This window comes from Cupriavidus sp. C1SS-2L (assembly GCF_057073735.1).
In genome coordinates, this window is the sequence record NZ_CP172708.1 from 105,615 (window position 1) to 123,610 (window position 17,996).

Consider the following 17,996-nt stretch of genomic DNA (forward strand, 5'->3'; position numbering starts at 1 on the left):
GCGGCGCCCATTGCCGCCCCGGCACGCCGGGGCGGCAATGTCTTTGCGTGCCAGCCTCACTTTTCCCTAGCGTCTTCTCTCCCGACAACGCCTGCGCCCGGCTAAATGGATTACTCTCCACCGCCGCTTTTCAAGCAAGGAACTTCGGCTGTCGCGCGCCTGGTCCTGTATGTGGCCATCGCGCTGGCGCTGCTGATCGTCGACGCGCGCTTCAACGCGCTCAGCATCGTGCGCCAGATAGCCGCCACGGTGCTGATGCCCGTGGAGCGCGTCGTGCTGGTGCCGCGCGATGCGTTGCGCACCGTGTTTGACTACGCGCAGTCTTCGGCCACGCTCGCCGGCGAGAACCGCGAACTGCGCCGCAGCGCCGTGGAACAGGCCGAGGCCTCGGTGCGCCAGGCGCAACTCGAGGCCGAAAACAACCAGCTGCGCAAGCTGCTCGGCTTGCAGCAGCAGTCGGCCACGCCCGTCACGACGGCGGAAATCCTCTATGACGCGCGCGATCCGTACTCGCAGCGCATCGTGATCGACAAGGGCAGCCAGCATGGACTGCGCGCCGGCTATCCGGTGATCGACGAACGCGGCGTGATCGGGCAGGTCACGCGCGTGTCGCCGTTCCAGTCCGAAGTCACGCTGCTGACCGACAAGGACCAGGCCATTCCCGTTCAGGTAGTGCGCAACGGGCTGCGCAGCGTGGCTTTCGGCGGCGCGCGCGCCGGTCAGCTCGACCTGCGCTTCATGGCTGCGGCGGCCGACCTGCAAGAGGGTGACCTGCTGGTGACGTCAGGCCTGGACGGCACGTACCCGCCGGGCCTGCCAGTGGCAAAGATCGCACACATCGAGCGCAAGGCCGATACCGCCTTCTCGCGCGTGTGGTGCGAGCCGGTGGCCGGTGTGCGTTCGCACCGGCAACTGCTCGTGGTCCGCTACGACTCCGCCATGCCGCCGCGCGAGACCATCGAAGCGAAGACCGAAGCCCCGGCCAAGGGTGCCCGCTCGGCGGCCGCGCGTGCCGCTGCGGCCAGCGCGGCGGCGGCAAAGGCCGCATCCGCTCCCGCCGCCAAGGAGGCCCAGCAATGACCAATCCCCAGTACCTGCTGCGTCCGGTGAACCCGGTGTTCATCGCGTTCAGCTTCGTCATGGCCTTCCTGTTCAACCTGATGCCGTGGGGCACCACCCTGTGGATCCCGGACATGGTGGCGCTGGTGCTGGTGTTCTGGAACATCCACCAGCCGCGCAAGGTCGGCATGGGCGTGGCGTTCGCGCTGGGCCTGTTGATGGACGTGCATGATGCGCGCCTGCTCGGCGAACACGCGGTGGCCTATACGCTGCTGGCCTACTTCGCCATTACCATCCATCGCCGTGTGCTGTGGTTCACGGTCTATACGCAGGCGCTGCACGTGCTGCCGCTGCTGTTTATCGCGCATGCGGTGCCGGTGGTGATCCGCCTGGCCATGGGCGCACCGCTGCCGGGCTGGCCGCTGCTTGTCGCCCCAGGCATCGAGGCGCTGCTGTGGCCATTGGCCACGGCAGTGCTGCTCGCGCCGCAGCGCCGCTCGGTCGACGTCGACGAGACGCGCCCGATCTGAGCGCGACCCACGCATCCTATCCGGCAGTACCATGACCGAAATCCGCAACGTCGAACTGGAAATCGGCCGCTTCCGCCTCCGCGTGGCGGCCGCGGCGCTGTTCACGGTGATCTGCTTCGGCTTGCTGTTCACGCGCTTCCTGTGGCTGCAGTGGTACAAGCATGACCAGTACTCGGCCAAGGCCGAGGACAACCGCATCTCCGTCGCGCCGATCGAGCCGAACCGCGGCATCATCATGGACCGCAACGGTGTCGTGCTGGCGCGCAATTACTCGGCGTACACGCTCGAAATCACGCCGTCCAAGCTGACCGATACGCTCGAAAACACGATCGAGGCACTGTCGTTGCTGGTCGACATCCAGCCGCGCGACCGGCGCCGCTTCAAGCGCTTGATGGAGGAATCGCGCAGCTTCGAGAGCCTGCCGATCCGCAGCCAGCTCTCCGATGAAGAGGTGGCGCGCTTCTCCGCGCAGCGTTTCCGCTTCCCGGGCGTGGACGTGCGCGCGCGCCTGTTCCGGCAATATCCGCTCGGGGAATCGGCGTCGCACGTGATCGGTTACCTGGGACGCATCTCGCAGCGCGACCAGGAGCGCATCGAGGCCATGGACGAGGCCAACGATGCCGATGGCGCCAAGTACGATCCGCGCAAGGACGCCGACAACTACAAGGGCAGCAACTACATCGGCAAGATCGGCCTGGAGCAGAGCTACGAGACCGAGCTGCACGGGCTGACCGGCTTCGAGGAGGTCGAGGTGAGCGCGGGCGGCCGGCCGATCCGCACGCTGTCGACCTCGCCCGCCACGCCGGGCAACAACCTGATCCTGTCGCTCGACATCCGCCTGCAGCAACTGGCCGAGGAGCTGTTCGGCGACCGCCGTGGCGCGCTGGTGGCGATCGAGCCGTCGACTGGCGACATCCTGGCCTTCGTCTCCAAGCCGACTTTCGACCCGAACCTGTTCGTCGAGGGGATCGACTCCAACACTTGGGGCGAGCTCAACAATTCGCCCGACAAGCCGCTGCTGAACCGCCCGTTGCGCGGCACCTATCCGCCCGGCTCGACCTACAAGCCGTTCATGGCGCTGGCGGCGCTGACCACGGGCAAGCGCACGGCCGCGTGGGGCATGCATGACCCGGGTTCGTTCACGCTGGGCAACCACACGTTCCGCGACGACAAGCCGGGCGGCCACGGCTGGGTCGACATGCAGACGTCGATCGTGCAGTCGTGCGATACGTACTACTACGCGCTCGCACGCGACATGGGCGTCAACGCGATCCACGACTTCATGAAGCCGCTGGGCTTCGGGCAGATCACCGGGATCGACATCGAGGGCGAAAGCCGAGGCATCCTGCCGTCCACGGAGTGGAAGCGCAAGGCATACCGCAAGCCCGAGCAGCAGAAGTGGTATGACGGCGAGACGATTTCGCTGGGTATCGGCCAGGGCTACAACAGCTTCACGATCCTGCAGCTTGCCAACGCGATCTCGATCATCGTCAACAACGGCGCGGCGATGAAGCCCCACCTGGTCAAGGCCGTGGAGGATTCCGTCACGCGCAAGCGCACGCTGACCGTGCCCAAGGAAAGCTACCGGCTGGACTTCAAGCAGGCCGACATCGACGTGATCAAGCGCGCGATGGTGGCGGTGACGCATTCGGGTACCGCCGCGCGCGTGTTCGCCGGCGCTGCCTACGAGTCGGCCGGCAAGACCGGTACGGCCCAGACTTACACACTCGGCAAGAACGAGAAGTACAACCACCACGCGCTTGACGAGCGCAAGCGCGACCACTCGCTCTACACGGCGTTCGCGCCGGCCGATAACCCGAAGATCGCGCTTGCATTGATCGTCGAGAACGCGGGCTTCGGCGCCGCGGTGGCCGCGCCGATCGCGCGCAAGGTGATGGACTATTACCTGCTCGGCAAGTGGCCTGCCGAACTGGAAGCCTCGGCACCGCCGCCGGCCGAACGTCCGCCGGTCGATACGGCGAGCGTGTTCACCACGGGCCAGACTGCGAGCATTGCCAGCGCGACGGTGATGTCCGGCGGCGCCAGCGCCGTGGCGGCCAGCGCGGTGGGCGCATCGTCCGCCATGGCGGCGGCATCGTCCGCGACGGCTGGCGCCTCCATGGCCGCGGCGCTGGATCCGGCCGCCATTGCGCCGGCTTCGGCCATGCAGACGCTGGATGAACGCATGCTGCAGGCGCTCGGCCACAGCAAGCCCAAGCCCGTTGCGCCGGGACCGGCGTCTGCCCCTGTTGCGGCCAAGGCGCCTGCACCGAAACCCCGCGTCAAGCCCGTTGCTGCCACCCCGGCGACTGGCCCCGACGTTACCCGCTGAAGGAGACGCGCATGGACAAGCGTCGCGTCCTGTCGCTTATCAAGACGGCGTTTACCGGCTTTGACAAGCCGCTCGCGCTGATCGTGTTCCTGTTGTTCGCCACCGGCATCGTGGCGCTGTATTCCGCCGCCATCGACATGCCGGGCCGGGTCGAAGACCAGCTGCGCAACATCCTGCTGTCGTACGTGGTGATGCTGGTGATCGCCTACCTGCCCACGCAGACGCTGATGCGGGTGGCCGTGCCGATCTATACGGTCGGTGTGGCGCTGCTGATCGCGGTGGCCATGTTCGGCCTGATCCGCAAGGGTGCGCGGCGCTGGCTCAATGTCGGCATGGTGATCCAGCCGTCAGAGATCATGAAGATCTCCATGCCGCTGATGCTCGCGTGGTACTTCCAGAAACGCGAGGGTGTGGTCCGATGGTATGACTTCGTGGTGGCTCTGGCGCTGCTGCTGATCCCGGTCGGCCTGATCGCCAAGCAGCCCGACCTCGGCACCGCGCTGCTGGTGATGGCGGCCGGTGTCTACGTGATCTACTTCGCGGGACTGTCCTGGCGCATCATCCTGCCGCTGCTGGGCGTCCTGGTGGTCGCGGTCTCGCTGCTGATCACGTACCAGAACGATATCTGCGCGCCGGGCGTGAACTGGCCGATCCTGCACGACTACCAGCAGCATCGCGTGTGCACGCTGCTCGATCCGACCACCGATCCGCTCGGCAAAGGCTTCCACACGATCCAGTCGATCATCGCGATCGGCTCGGGCGGCGTCGATGGCAAGGGCTGGCTCAAGGGCACCCAGACCCACCTCGAGTTCATCCCGGAAAAGCACACCGACTTCATCTTCGCGGTGTACTCCGAGGAATTCGGCCTGATCGGCAACGCTATCCTGCTGGTGCTGTACCTGCTGCTGATCTTCCGTGGGCTGTTCATCGCGGCCAATGCCCCGACGCTGTTTTCGCGGCTGCTGGCGGGCTCGATCACGCTGATCTTCTTCACCTATGCCTTCGTCAATATGGGCATGGTGAGCGGCATCCTGCCCGTGGTGGGCGTGCCGCTGCCGCTGATGAGCTACGGCGGCACGGCGCTGGTGACGCTGGGTGCGGGCATCGGCATCCTGATGGCGATTTCCCGACAGAAACGGCTGATCCAGACGTAATACAGATGGGCAGACAGAAAGGGGCGGGGCGTGAATGCCCCGCTTTGCTACACTGCCATCCAAATTTCTCTCGGTTCGAAGCCCATGAACGCCCAAGACGTCGCCGCCTACCTGCAGAGCAATCCCGAGTTCTTCGAAGACCATGCCGAGCTGCTCGCCACCGTGCAGCTCACCAGCCCGCACAGCCACCGCGCGGTGTCGCTGCAGGAACGGCAGATGGAAATCCTGCGTGAAAAGAACAAGGGACTCGAACTGCGCCTGGCCGACCTGATGCGCCACGGGCACGATAACGACCGCACCCAGCAACGCATGCACGCATGGCAACTGCGCCTGCTGGCCGAGCCCGATTCGCATGCGCTGCCTTACGCTGTGCAGGATGGCCTGCAGCAGGTGTTCGACGTGCCCGCCGTGGCGCTCAAGTTGTGGAGCGTGGCCGAGCAGTTTGCGCATATGGAAGTGGCGCAGGGCGCCAGCGACGACATGCGCCTGTTTGCCGAAGGCCTGCGCGCGCCTTACTGCGGCGCCAATGCCGGCTTCGAAGCCGCCGGGCTGCTCGAGCTCGACGAGGTGGCATCGCTGGCCATGGTCGCCTTGCGCCCGCCAGTGCGTACTGTTGGCGAGGTGCCGGGCGCTGCCTTCGGTTTGCTCGTGCTGGGCTCGGCGGATGCGCGCCGTTTCCACGAAGGCATGGGCACGGCTTACCTGACCCAGATCGGTGAAGTCGCCGGCGCGGCACTGAACCGCCTGCGCGACTGATCGTTACTTCCCGGTCCCGGATTGCAGCCATGCCTGCCGAACCGACGAACGGCGTGACAAACGACCCGATCGTCCAACGCTACCTCGCGTGGCTGGAAGGCAGCCGCAAGCTGGCCGGCCACACGATCAGCAGCTATCGGCGTGACCTGACCGTGCTGCAGGCGCATGCGGCTAAGCATGCGCCCGGGATTGCATTACTTGCGCTGCAGACCCGCCATATCCGCGCCTTTGCCGCGCGCATGCATGGCGAAGGACTGGCCGGTACCAGCATTGCCCGGACCTTGTCGGCCTGGCGCGGCTTCTATCTGTGGGCCGCGCAGCACGGCCTGGGTGTCCAGGCCAATCCCGTGGATGGCGTGCGCGCGCCGCGCTCCGGCCATCGGCTTCCCAAGGCGCTATCCGTCGAGCATGCCGTGGCGCTTGTGTCGCATCCGGCCGGCACGGATGCCGCCGCGCTGCGCGACCAGGCCGTGTGGGAACTGTTCTATTCGAGCGGATTGCGCCTGGCCGAGCTGGTGCAGCTTGATGTGCGCTACGAAAGGCTCGATGGCTACGAATCGGCCGGCTGGCTCGACCTGTCCGGTGCCGAACTGACCGTGACGGGCAAGGGCTCGCGCCGGCGGACCGTGCCGGTCGGCAGCAAGGCGATGGAGGCGTTGCGCGCATGGCTCGGCGTACGCGAGCAACTGCTGCGCCCCGGCGCCGCGCCGGAAGACGCCAGCGCGCTGTTCCTTGGCGCGCGCGGGCATCGGCTGTCGATGCGCGTCGTGCAACTGCGGCTCAAGCAGCAGGCCATTCGTGCCGGCGTGCCCGCTGACGTGCATCCGCACATGCTGCGGCATTCGTTTGCCACGCACATGCTGCAGTCGTCAGGCGACCTGCGCGCGGTGCAGGAGCTGCTCGGGCATGCGAGCATCGCCACGACGCAGATCTACACGTCGCTCGACTTCCAGCATCTGGCGAAAGTCTATGACAAGGCGCATCCGAGGGCCGGGCGCGCGGCGCCGTCCAAGGACGGCTCGGACGATGACGAGACGTCGGGCGACTGAACCCTCAATCCGCCCACTGCGCCAGCACTTCCCGAAACCGGTCGATCTCCGGCAACAGCCACCCGCGGAACGCCTGCACCTTTGCCAATTCGAGTGCCCCTGGCGCGCATACGAAGTACAGCAGCCACGGGCACGTAATGCTGACATCGAACAGCCGCACCACGCGCCCTGACAACAGGTCGTTATAAGCCAGCGAAGAGCGGATCAGCGCAATGCCCTGGCCTTCGGCTGCTGCCTGCAGCAGCAGCGAGGAATCTTCGAGCATCAGCCCCTTGCGCGGCTCGGGCCAGTCTAGTCCGGCGGCTTCGAACCAAGGTTTCCATGGATCGCCTTCGCCGCGCAGCAGGTTCAGGCCGGCGAGGTCGCTGGGCTTCTCCGGCAGACGACCGCCGTTGAACCCCGGGCTGCAGACCGGGAAGAACACGTCGTCGAGCAGCTTTTCCACGTAAAGGCCCGGGTAGTCGCCGGTGCCCATGCGCAGCGCGATATCGACCTCTTCCTGGCCGAAGTCCACGAGTGTGTTCGACGACAGCAGCTCGACGTCGAGTTCCGGGTGCCGTTCGATGAAGCTGCCGATGCGCGGCATTAGCCAGCGCGCGGCGAACGACGGCATGGTGCTGATGGTCAGCCGCTTGTCGCGGTTGCCGGACTGCAGCACGCGCGTTGCGTCGGCAATCTGCAACAGGGCGTCGCGGATCCGCTCGGCGTAGAGACGCCCGGGCGGCGTCAGCGCGACGCGCTTGCCATGGCGCTCGAATAGCGGCAGGCCCAGCTCTTCTTCGAGCGCGCGGATCTGGTGGCTGACCGCGCCATGCGTGACAAACAGCTCGGTGGCCGCCCGGGAGAAGCTTTCATGACGGGCCGCCGCCTCGAACGCGCGCAATGCCGTCAGTGCCGGCAGACGCGGCAATTCACGGTGCCAGCCGCGCGGCATGTCCCTTTCCCATGCGCCTTTCCACGCCATGACGGCCTCCGCTTTGTGAGATTCACTAACAAGAACCTCCAAAATATATCGTTTTGCCAGTGCGTGGGCAATCACTAGAATTCATTCACCGGCGCCCCAATGCCACTGCGATTTGAACTGGCCTGGCGGGAAAACCAGGCCAGTACCGGTCAAGTGACATGTTTCGGCAAGATCGCCGAGGCCGGCGGACAGGAGATCCACCATGCAAGCTCTGCTCACAACGACAGTTTTCACCCTGAGTCCCGGCGAAGTCACCGCGCTGTCCATGCATTCGGCACAGCGCCTCCATGTGGAAGATGCCGGCGGCACCGACCTGTGGATGACGCGTGAAGGCGATTCCGAGGACTACTGGCTGCGTTGTGGCGGGAATCTGCTGCTGCGGCGTGGCGATGAAGTGGTACTGAGTATCGACCCGCGCGCCGAACGCCCGGTGCGCCTGGCGCTGATCGCCGAAGCGCGGCGCCCGGTGTTGACGCTGGCCGACCTGCCGCACCTCGTGTACCGCGGGTTGCGGCGCCTGGTTCGAGGCACGGAGTGGACGCCGGCCGACGACCAGGCCAAGGCAGCCTGAGCGCGGAGAGGGGGCGTCTGCGCCGCATGCATCACGGCTGCGGCTGGTCTGGCCGAGGCCACGTGATGAAGAAGGCCGCCAGGACGCGCAGCACAGGCTGAAGGACGCTCCATGACCGGGGCAGGGCCGGCGCAAGCCGGCCCTTTTCGTTACACTCTCGCCATGCATCCGATTCAAGTCATCGAACGGGGCCGAGAAGACTACCAGCCCTGCTTCGACGCGATGCGCGCCTTCACTGCCGCGCGCACGCCTGAAACGCCTGACCAGGTCTGGCTGGTCGAGCATCCGCCGGTCTACACGCTGGGCCAGGCGGGCGATCCCGCACACCTGCTGGCGCCGGACGAACGCATCCCGATGGTGCAGATCGACCGTGGCGGACAGATCACCTATCACGGTCCTGGCCAGGTGGTGGCCTATCTGCTGCTCGATCTCAAGCGCCGCAAGCTGATGGTGCGCGAGCTCGTCAACGATATCGAGCAGGCCGTTCTTGACACACTCGCGGCGTATAATCTCGCGGCTGAGCGCAAGCCCGGCGCCCCTGGCATCTACCTGTCGGACGGCCCGCACCGGGGTGCCAAGATTGCGGCGCTCGGCCTCAAGATCCGCAACGGCTGCAGCTACCACGGCGTCAGCCTGAACGTGCAGATGGATCTGGCGCCGTTCCTGCGCATCAACCCGTGTGGCTATGCCGGACTGGAAACGGTCGACATGGCCACCGCCGGTGGGCACTGGCAAGACCAGCCCGTGACCGCCGCACAACAACCTGACATCGCGCGGCGCCTGGCGGCGGCATTGTGCGAGGTGCTGGCAGCGCGCGAGGCTCGTGCGCTGGCGGCAGACAAGACTGCCGCCACGCCGGCCCTGGCCTCTTAGTGACAAGCTGACAAGCGAATTGCACGCCGTTGCGCGTGCGGAGAAATTTATGAGCGACGCCCTGATCGCCTCCTCCAGCGAAGCCCCCCAATCCCCCGCGGAGCAGTACGATCCGACCCGCAAGCAGAAATCGGCCGACAAGACCGCGCGCATCCCCATCAAGATCGTGCCGGCCGAAAAGCTCAAGAAGCCGGACTGGATCCGCGTGAAGGCCGCCACCGGCAATTCGCGTTTCTACGAGATCAAGGACATCCTGCGCGCGAACAACCTCGTCACGGTGTGCGAGGAAGCAAGCTGCCCGAACATCGGCGAATGCTTCGGCAAGGGCACGGCGACGTTCATGATCATGGGCGACAAGTGCACGCGCCGGTGCCCGTTCTGCGACGTCGGCCACGGCCGCCCCGATCCGCTCGATGTGAACGAGCCCGGCAACCTGGCCCGCACCATCGCCCAACTCAAGCTCAACTACGTGGTCATCACCAGCGTTGACCGTGACGACCTGCGCGACGGCGGTGCCCAGCACTACGTGGACTGCATTAGCCAGACGCGCGAGCTGTCGCCCGCCACCCGCATCGAAGTGCTGGTGCCCGACTTCCGCGGCCGCCTGGACAAGGCGCTGGACATCCTGCAGGCCTGCCCGCCGGACGTCATGAACCACAACATGGAAACGGTGCCGCGCCTGTACAAGCAGGCCCGCCCGGGTGCCGACTACGCGCACTCGCTCAAGCTGCTGCAGGAATTCAAGCGCCGCAACCCGAACGTGCCGACCAAGTCCGGCCTGATGGTCGGCCTGGGCGAGACCGACGAGGAAATCCTCGAAGTCATGCGCGACATGCGCGCGCACGATATCGACATGCTGACCATCGGCCAGTACCTCGCACCGTCGAACCACCACCTGCCGGTGCTGCGCTACGTGCATCCCGATACGTTCAAGATGTTCGAGGAAGAGGCCTACAAGATGGGCTTCACCCACGCCGCCGTGGGCGCGATGGTGCGCAGCTCGTACCACGCCGACCAGCAGGCGCATCAGGCGGGGTTTGCCTGATCGACGCTGTGGTGACGAAGTAGGGAAAGACGGCCGGGGAAACCCGGCCGTTTTGCTTTTGGGCCGCCCGCTACAACTGTCCCGGATGGCGGCCAATGTATTAGGGTCAATCCTGAGTGCCGAGGCAATATTTGTTTAGTTATGATGATTCATCGATAAATTGTCTATGAAAAGCTGATGAGTCACATCTGGAGCCATCCCGGCCTACACTGATCAGCAGTGTTCCAGCCGGTGTTGCCTCATGACTTCCTGTACCGTCCACCGTCTTGCCGAACAGGCGCTGCTTTGCAGCGCGCCGCCGCCGGCCTCGCTTGAGGTCCAGCGCCGCATCTGGGCCATGGCAGCGCGCGCCGAAAACTGGCACGGCGTGGTCGATGTCGTGCCCGGCATGAACAACCTGACGGTGATCTTCGACGGCACGGCCGATGTCGCGGCGCTGGAGCGCAACCTGAAGCTCGCCTGGGCTTCTGGCGAGGCGCACAACGCGACAGGGCGGCTCGTGGAGATTCCGGTTCGCTACGGCGGCGAGCATGGGCCCGACCTGGCCGATGTGGCCGCGCATACGGGGCTGAGCGCGCAGGAAGTCGTGCGCCGTCACAGCGCTGGCGAGTACGTGGTGTATTTCCTCGGCTTCCAGCCCGGCTTTGCGTACATGGGTGGACTCGCACCGGAGCTCGCCACGCCACGGCGGCGCGAGCCGCGGCTCGCGGTGCCGGCAGGTTCGGTCGGCATTGGCGGCGAGCAGACGGGCATCTATCCGGCCGTCGCGCCGGGCGGCTGGCAACTGATCGGGCGTACCGATGCCGCGCTGTTCGTGGCCGACCGCGATCCGCCTTCCTTGTTCGCCCCCGGCGACACGGTGCGCTTTATTGCCGAGGAGGTCATCGCGTGATCGAGATCATCCGACCGGGTGCGCTGGCTTCCGTACAAGACCTCGGCCGCACCGGCTTTCGCCGCTTCGGCGTCGGACGCTCCGGCGCCATGGACCCGCTGGCGCTGACCATCGGCAACCGGCTGCTCGGCAATGCGCCGGGCAGCGCCGCCATTGAATTCACGCTCGGCCGCGCGGCCGTGCGTTTTCATGAAGACCTGCGCGTGGCGCTGACCGGCGCCGAGTGCAATGCCAACCTCGACGGCGTGCCGGTGTGGTCGTGGCATGCCTTCGACGTCCGCCGCGGCGAGACGCTGACGCTCCCCCCGACGCGCGGGGGCACGCGCGTCTACCTGTGCGTGGCTGGAGGCATCGACGTGGAGCCCGTGATGGGCTCGCGCAGCACCGACTTGAAGGCTGGCTTCGGTGGGTTTGCAGGTCGCGCGCTGCACGACGGCGATCGCCTTGCCGCGGCACGCCCCGGCCTGGCCGCCAGCTCGGACTGGCTCGGCGTGCAGGCTCCGGCGTGGGCGCTGCGGTGCACCGATTCCGGCAATGCTGTACCGATCCGTCTGCTGCCCGGCCCCGAGTACGACGATTTCGAACCCGCCGCGCAGGCTGCGCTGTGGGAGTCCGAGTGGATCATCACGCCGAACAGCAACCGCATGGGCCTGCGCCTGCAGGGGCCTGCGCTTGCACGCAGGGCCGACCGCAGCGCTGACCTGCTTTCGCACGGCGTGGTGCCGGGCGTGATCCAGGTGCCGCCGGCCGGTCAGCCCATCGCGTTGATGGCCGATGCGCAGACCACCGGCGGCTACCCGAAGATCGGCGTCGTGATCGGCGCCGACCTGTGGCGCCTGGCGCAGGTGCCGCTCGGCGCGCCGGTACGTTTCGTGCGCGTCACGCTGGAAGAAGCCACCAATGCACAGGCAGCCGTGGACCGCTACCTGCGCCAGATTGACCAGGCCCTGCAATGGCAGGGCGATGGCATGACCATTGCCGCGCGCCGCCGCACCGGCTCGCGCGCCGCAGCCTGAAGGAGAAACGCAATGCAGATCGATTTGAACGCCGACCTTGGTGAAGGCTGCGGCAATGACGAGGCGCTGCTCGCGCTGATCAGCTCCGCCAACGTAGCGTGCGGCTGGCACGCCGGCGATGCCGCCACCATGCTGCAGACCGTGAAGTGGGCAATCGAAAAGGGCGTCGCCATCGGCGCGCACCCGAGCTTCCCGGACCGCGAGAACTTCGGCCGCACCGAGATGCAGCGCGACCCCGAAGCCGTCTACGCCGATGTGCTCTATCAGATCGGCGCGCTTGCGGCGATGGTACGTGCGCAAGGCGGCCAACTGCACCACGTGAAGCCGCACGGCGCGCTCTACAACCAGGCGGCGCGCGATCCCGCGCTGGCCGAGGCCATCGTGCGCGCCGTACGCGATTTCGATTCCGACCTCATCTTCTTCGGCTTGGCCGGCAGCAAGATGATCGACGTGGCGCGCAAGGCCGGCCTGCGCGTCAAGGAAGAAGTCTTTGCCGACCGCGGCTACAACGCCGACGGCTCGCTCGTCAAACGCGGCACGCCCGGCGCGCTGCACGAAGATGAGGAAGTCGCCCTGAACCAGACGCTGACCATGGTGCGCGAGCAACGCGTGCGCGCCATCGACGGCAACTGGGTACCGATCCGCGCTGAAACCGTGTGCCTGCACGGCGACGGTGAACATGCGCTTGCCTTTGCGCGCCGCATCCGCGAGCGGCTCGGCGCCGAAGGCATTGCAGTCCGCGCCGGCGCATAGGGCCACCAGCCCTGTGCGCGGCATGTCCCGCGGCTTTCGCCGTCGTGCCGTCTGACGGCTGAAGGCCGCACGCCTCCATCACACTCTCTCTGGTGTCTCTTATGGAACAGGCAGTCAACCTCTGGCCCCTCATCGGGGTCGGCGTCATCATCATCGGCTTCGTGCTGCGCTTCAATCCCATGCTGGTGGTGGCGCTGGCCGCCATTGCCACGGGCCTGGCGGCGTCGATGCCCGTGATGCAGATCTTCACCGCGATCGGCACCGCCTTCGTCAAGGCGCGCAACCTGCCGCTGATCATTTTGCTGCCGCTGGCGGTCATCGGCCTGCTCGAGCGGCACGGCCTGCGCGAGCATGCGCAAGCGTGGATCGCACGTATCGCATCGGCCACCGTCGGCCGCTTGCTGATCGTCTATCTCGGCGTGCGCGAGCTGACCGCTGCGGTTGGCCTGACCAGCCTTGGCGGCCATCCGCAGATGGTGCGACCGCTGCTGGCGCCGATGGCGGAAGGCGCAGCGGAGAACCGCTTTGGCCATCTGCCAGAACCGATCCGCCAGCGAGTACTGGCGTTCTGCGCGGCTACCGACAACGTCGGCCTGTTCTTCGGCGAGGACATCTTCGTAGCGTTCGGCGCCATCGCGTTGATGCATACGTTCCTGCTGTCGTCGAACATCGACGTGGAGCCGCTGCATATCGCTGTGTGGGGCATCCCGACCGCGATCTGCGCGTTCCTGATCCACGCGGTGCGCCTGAGGCGCCTGGACGGCTGGCTCGAGCGCGAGCTCGGTGGCAAGGCCGCCGCTGCCAATGTCGCGGCCACCAAGAGCGGGGAGTAAGCCATGATCGTTTCCATCGAGTACCTGTACTGGCTGGCGGGCCTGGTCCTTGCCATCACCGCGCTGCTGACCTTTGCCGACCGCGAGCATCCGCGCCGCTTCAGCACGGGCCTGTTCTGGCTGCTGTACGCCATCGTCTTCCTGATCGGTGACCGTCTGCCGCCCGCGGCAGTGGGCATCGGCGCGGTGGTCATGGCGCTGATCGCCGGTTTCGGCGGCGTCGGCCACGGCAAGCACGACACGCTGCCCGAAGAAGAACGCCGCGCCAGCGCGCGCCGTCTCGGCAACAAGCTGTTCATACCGGCGCTGCTGATCCCGGTGGTCACCGTGATCGGTACTGTGCTGTTCAAGGACGTGAAGATCGCCGGCATTCCGCTGCTCGACCCGAAGAACGTGACCTTCGTCTCGCTTGGCATCGGCTGCCTGATCTCGCTGGGCGTGGTGTGCTGGCTCACGCGCGACACCGTGGCGCAAGGCGTGCGCGAATCGCGCCGGCTCACGGAATCGCTCGGCTGGGCGCTGGTGCTGCCGCAGATGCTGGCGATGCTGGGCCTGGTGTTCGCCGACGCCGGCGTGGGCAAGGCCGTGGCGCACCTGACCACCGCCTACATCAACATGGACTACAAGCTGGTCGCCGTGACGGTGTACTGCGTCGGCATGGCGCTGTTCACAGTGATCATGGGCAACGGCTTCGCCGCGTTCCCGGTCATGACGGGCGGTGTCGGCGTGCCGATCCTGGTCGGCATGTTCCACGGCAACCCGGCGGTGATGGCGGCTATCGGCATGTTCTCGGGCTACTGCGGTACGCTGATGACGCCGATGGCGGCGAACTTCAACATCGTGCCAGCGGCGCTGCTCGAACTTGAAGACAAGAACGCCGTGATTCGCGCGCAGGTGCCGACCGCACTGGCGATCCTCGTCGCGAATATCGCGCTGCTGTATTTCCTGATGTAAGCGAGGAGAGTTGCCATGCGCACCGTTTTGCTGACCGGTTTCGAACCGTTCGAGAACGAGCCGATCAATCCGTCGTGGGAGGCGGTACGCGCGCTCGACGGCGAACGCATCGGCGATGCCGTCGTCGTCGCGCGCCAGTTGCCGTGTGTGTTCGGTGCGGCGATCGATGGCATGGCCGCGCTGCTGCGCGAGTTGAAGCCCGCCATCGCCATTGCGGTAGGGCAGGCGGGCGGCCGCACCGAGATGTCGGTCGAGCGCGTCGCGATCAATGTCGACGATGCGCGCATTGCCGACAATGCGGGCGCGCAGCCCATCGATACCGTGATCGCCGCGAATGGCCCGGCCGCATATTTCTCCACGCTGCCGATCAAGGCTATCGTGCGCGATATGCGTGCAGCGGGTGTCCCCGCCGCCGTGTCGCAGACGGCGGGGACGTTCGTCTGCAACCATGTGTTCTACGGCCTGATGCACGCGCTGGCCACGCCGGCAGGCGAGGGGGTGCGTGGCGGCTTCATCCACATTCCCTACCTGCCCGAGCAGGCCGCGCGGCATCCTGGGGAGGCCAGCATGTCGCTGGAGTCGATGGTTCGCGGCATTCGGCAGGCTATCGCGACTACGCTGGCGACGGAGGTAGACGTGCGCGAGCAGGGCGGTCAGTTGCACTGAGTCCAGGTATCAAGACGCCCCGTGGTTCCTCCCCTCTCCCGCTAGCGGGAGAGGGGCTGGGTGAGGGCCGGAGCCTCCGCGAAGTCCCCCGCAGGCGGTCACACGACCGCTTTCTCCCTCAAGCCCCTACTGGCTTAACACCCATCCCTTCCTAATGCGATGGCACTCGCCATCAGGTCCCTTGCGCGCTCGTATCTCATTCGCGCTGTTTTTAAGTCCGAAATAACTGCATTGATTTGCCGATTCTTTCGTGATGGAACCGCAAATCCATAGTCACGTCAGTCGAACTTTAAACAATTGCAACATTCGACTGTTTTTCGGAATTGTCCTATAGACCTGTCCGGTCCGGCGTGGCGCAGTCGGCCATCGCGGAGGGCACGATCACGATCAAGGACCAGGCCAACCAGACCCAGGACCCGGCCGGCCTGAAGCGCGACACCACCGGCACCAATAGCCAGGTCGGCAACAATCCCAACCTGAAGAACCTACTGGACCAGCAAGCCGACACCATGGCGGCAGCGCAGGCGGCGGGCGCGGCAATCGCGAAGACCGTCGGGGATGTTGCCGACAGTCGTCTGAAAGACGCGCAAAGCCGCTTTGCAGACGCTCAGAAAGCCTTTGAGAAGGATCCAAGCGCGGACAACCAGGCCGCCATGGAGTCCGCGCAAGCGGATGTTGCAGGCTGGAAGGAAGGCGGTAGTTACCGCGCAGAACTGCATATGGCGGGCGGAGCACTGGTAGCGGGGCTGGGCGGTGGCAGTGCGTTAGCCGGCGCAGCGGCTGCGGGTCTTGCATCAATGGCTGCGCCAACCCTGGGCGAAGTGAAACAATCCGTCTCTGGTGCAACTGGCAGTAGCGCCGTGGGCAACATCGTGGCCAACGTTATCGCTGGCGGCATCGGTGCGATTGTTGGCGGCGGATCTGGCGCTGCCGTGGCGTCCGTTGTGGACGCCAATACCCGACAACTGCACCCTGACGAGGCGAAGTACATCAAGGACAACGCCGCCAAGTACGCGGCCCAGCAAGGTATCAGTCAGGATCAGGCGGAAGCCGAACTGACACGTCAGGCGCTACGCCAGGACGACGATCAGTGGGCGTCGCGGTATAGCGAGAACACCGCTGCGCGTGACTTCCTTGCATCGCAAGCTGGGAAGCAAGGTAACGGCTTTGTCTATTTTGATGGCAAGGCCGATGGCAGCTTCAACGATAACGTCAAGTTTGCTGGCGCGATCGCGAACAATGCCAACGAGCGTGCGCTGTATGACAAGGCGTGGAAGACCTCTGCAACTGGCCAGAACACCAAGCTATCGGGCAGCACCCTGGCCTTGGGCGACGCTCTCAACGATCCCTCCCACTACGCTTCCAACCCGCAGGATCTGAGGGATGCCGCTGTTGCTCTGACCCAGCAGCGTGCCATTGCGCTGCAGAATCGTGACTTCACCACGATCGCCTACATCGACGACAAGCTCAGCACGCTGCGCATGGTGGCACAGGGTGGGCAGTACGACACCAAGACCATGACGTCGCAGGAGCGCATTGCCCTTGGCTTTACGCTCGATGGCGTTGGCGCCGGCGCAGGCAAGGCTGCCGCGCAAGTTTCAGCCGCGATTGATGAGATGAAGGCTGCGCTGGCAAAAGCCAACGCAGCTGACGCAAGCGCAAAGCAACGGCAAACCGATCTAAAGGCAAGAACGGACGACTCAGAACAGTACGTTCAGTATCAGAAGCCAGGTACTAGCCAGTCCACTAGCTCCGTCAATAGCGGTCAGTGGGACTGGCCAGGCAATCTCGGATTCACGGACAAGCCTCAAGCATCGATAATCCCAGTAGGCACAATACTTGGCAGGCAGGGTGATCCCAACGGCAGCTATCTGGCTCCTGCCGGGACGCCACTGCAGAAGTTGTCTCTGGCGCCGGGCTCCGGTGCGCTTGACTATCATACATATGAAGTTATAAAGCCACTTCCGTCTATTCAGGGGACTGCAGCCCCCGCATTTGGTCAACCTGGTGGCGGAACACAGATTCTTCCCAACCTACCCGATAGGCGAGCGAATGTTGAATGGCTCCTTAACAATGGCTATCTAAAGGAAGTAAAGCGATGATGACGGCCTCCGAAGTGCAAGACATGATTTACTCGTATGGCCAAAAGGCGGCGATATCTAGGCGCTCTCTTTTTCTTCCGACGGTTCCTGTCGGCGACGGTAGCCCGCACTTAGAAATTGGAGATGGCAAGTATCACCTTGTGTACTCTGAACGGGGCATGGAATTTGGTCGTAGGAGTTCGGCGAGCATCGATGACATTCTGTATTGGTATTTCGACTCTGTGACTTCGACCTTGGCTTTCAACTTCGAGTTAGAGAATCGAGTAGAAGGGCAAGACTGCAGACGAATCGCCTTCGCCAAGAAACGGGAATTGATCCACAGCATCAACGGTGAGTGGGACGAACGGCTTGCATTGGAAATACAGAAAATCCTGCGGAACAATCCATTCCGCGATGGCTAATGCAGTCGTGTAGTCGCTGGTAGTCTGCCTAGATATCTAAACAGCC

General features: G+C 65.2%; 18 protein-coding genes. 17 read left to right on the forward strand and 1 reads right to left on the reverse strand.

Annotated features, from left to right (window positions below; translation table 11 throughout):
- Positions 1–105: 105 nt before the first annotated feature.
- From mreC to ACIGJG_RS00420, 6 genes are all read left to right on the forward strand, one after another.
- A complete protein-coding gene (gene mreC, locus ACIGJG_RS00395; RefSeq protein ID WP_483672636.1) occupies positions 106–1,080 on the forward strand; it encodes a rod shape-determining protein MreC in 975 nt (324 codons plus the stop codon).
- Entirely contained in the window at positions 1,077–1,589 is a 513-nt protein-coding gene (gene mreD / locus ACIGJG_RS00400; protein WP_140950891.1) for a rod shape-determining protein MreD, read from the forward strand. Before mreC ends, mreD begins: the two co-directional genes overlap by 4 nt.
- Before the next feature lie 31 nt (positions 1,590–1,620).
- The gene (gene mrdA / locus ACIGJG_RS00405) at positions 1,621–3,921 is read left to right on the forward strand and encodes a penicillin-binding protein 2 (protein WP_140950890.1); all 2,301 of its coding nucleotides are present in this window, start codon (positions 1,621–1,623) and stop codon (positions 3,919–3,921) included.
- A gap of 11 nt (positions 3,922–3,932) precedes the next feature.
- A complete protein-coding gene (gene rodA, locus ACIGJG_RS00410) occupies positions 3,933–5,075 on the forward strand; it encodes a rod shape-determining protein RodA (protein WP_011296270.1) in 1,143 nt (380 codons plus the stop codon).
- Positions 5,076–5,159: 84 nt separating this feature from the next.
- Positions 5,160–5,831, forward strand: a complete 672-nt coding sequence (locus ACIGJG_RS00415; protein WP_041679437.1) for a DUF484 family protein — start codon at positions 5,160–5,162, stop codon at positions 5,829–5,831.
- Between the two features lie 29 nt (positions 5,832–5,860).
- Entirely contained in the window at positions 5,861–6,880 is a 1,020-nt protein-coding gene (locus ACIGJG_RS00420; protein WP_483672637.1) for a tyrosine recombinase XerC, read from the forward strand.
- Between the two features lie 4 nt (positions 6,881–6,884).
- Here the strand turns inward: ACIGJG_RS00420 and ACIGJG_RS00425 are convergent, their stop codons facing one another.
- Entirely contained in the window at positions 6,885–7,844 is a 960-nt protein-coding gene (locus ACIGJG_RS00425; RefSeq protein WP_049796392.1) for a transcriptional regulator GcvA, read from the reverse strand.
- A 202-nt stretch (positions 7,845–8,046) separates the two neighbouring features.
- Between ACIGJG_RS00425 and ACIGJG_RS00430 the strand changes: the two genes are divergently transcribed.
- The 11 genes from ACIGJG_RS00430 (at position 8,047) to ACIGJG_RS00480 (ending at position 17,950) form a co-directional block, all read left to right on the forward strand.
- Complete coding sequence (locus ACIGJG_RS00430; protein WP_011296274.1) at positions 8,047–8,415, forward strand: DUF2917 domain-containing protein; 369 nt, start codon at positions 8,047–8,049, stop codon at positions 8,413–8,415.
- Positions 8,416–8,577: 162 nt separating this feature from the next.
- Positions 8,578–9,288 (forward strand): lipoyl(octanoyl) transferase LipB, encoded by a 711-nt coding sequence (lipB, locus tag ACIGJG_RS00435; RefSeq protein WP_140950887.1) that lies wholly within the window; start codon positions 8,578–8,580, stop codon positions 9,286–9,288.
- A gap of 49 nt (positions 9,289–9,337) precedes the next feature.
- Entirely contained in the window at positions 9,338–10,333 is a 996-nt protein-coding gene (lipA, locus tag ACIGJG_RS00440; RefSeq protein WP_011296276.1) for a lipoyl synthase, read from the forward strand.
- A gap of 241 nt (positions 10,334–10,574) precedes the next feature.
- On the forward strand, positions 10,575–11,225 hold the full coding sequence (gene pxpB / locus ACIGJG_RS00445; protein WP_483672638.1) for a 5-oxoprolinase subunit PxpB: 651 nt from the start codon (positions 10,575–10,577) through the stop codon (positions 11,223–11,225).
- Positions 11,222–12,241 carry a 5-oxoprolinase subunit C family protein gene (locus ACIGJG_RS00450; RefSeq protein ID WP_011296278.1) on the forward strand — a complete coding sequence of 340 codons (1,020 nt, stop codon included), beginning with the start codon at positions 11,222–11,224 and terminating at the stop codon, positions 12,239–12,241. The genes pxpB and ACIGJG_RS00450 overlap by 4 nt, the downstream gene beginning before the upstream one ends.
- A 12-nt stretch (positions 12,242–12,253) precedes the next feature.
- Positions 12,254–12,994 carry a 5-oxoprolinase subunit PxpA gene (gene pxpA, locus ACIGJG_RS00455; protein ID WP_483672639.1) on the forward strand — a complete coding sequence of 247 codons (741 nt, stop codon included), beginning with the start codon at positions 12,254–12,256 and terminating at the stop codon, positions 12,992–12,994.
- Positions 12,995–13,095: 101 nt separating this feature from the next.
- Positions 13,096–13,827 (forward strand): DUF969 domain-containing protein, encoded by a 732-nt coding sequence (locus tag ACIGJG_RS00460; protein ID WP_011296280.1) that lies wholly within the window; start codon positions 13,096–13,098, stop codon positions 13,825–13,827.
- Between the two features lie 3 nt (positions 13,828–13,830).
- On the forward strand, positions 13,831–14,781 hold the full coding sequence (locus ACIGJG_RS00465; RefSeq protein WP_011296281.1) for a DUF979 domain-containing protein: 951 nt from the start codon (positions 13,831–13,833) through the stop codon (positions 14,779–14,781).
- 15 nt (positions 14,782–14,796) lie between these two features.
- Positions 14,797–15,447, forward strand: coding sequence for a pyroglutamyl-peptidase I (gene pcp / locus ACIGJG_RS00470; RefSeq protein ID WP_483672640.1), 651 nt, complete (start codon positions 14,797–14,799; stop codon positions 15,445–15,447).
- Between the two features lie 350 nt (positions 15,448–15,797).
- A complete protein-coding gene (locus ACIGJG_RS00475) occupies positions 15,798–17,549 on the forward strand; it encodes a TNT domain-containing protein (RefSeq protein WP_483672641.1) in 1,752 nt (583 codons plus the stop codon).
- Positions 17,546–17,950 (forward strand): Imm63 family immunity protein, encoded by a 405-nt coding sequence (locus ACIGJG_RS00480; RefSeq protein ID WP_140950882.1) that lies wholly within the window; start codon positions 17,546–17,548, stop codon positions 17,948–17,950. Before ACIGJG_RS00475 ends, ACIGJG_RS00480 begins: the two co-directional genes overlap by 4 nt.
- The last annotated feature ends 46 nt before the right edge of the window (positions 17,951–17,996 follow it).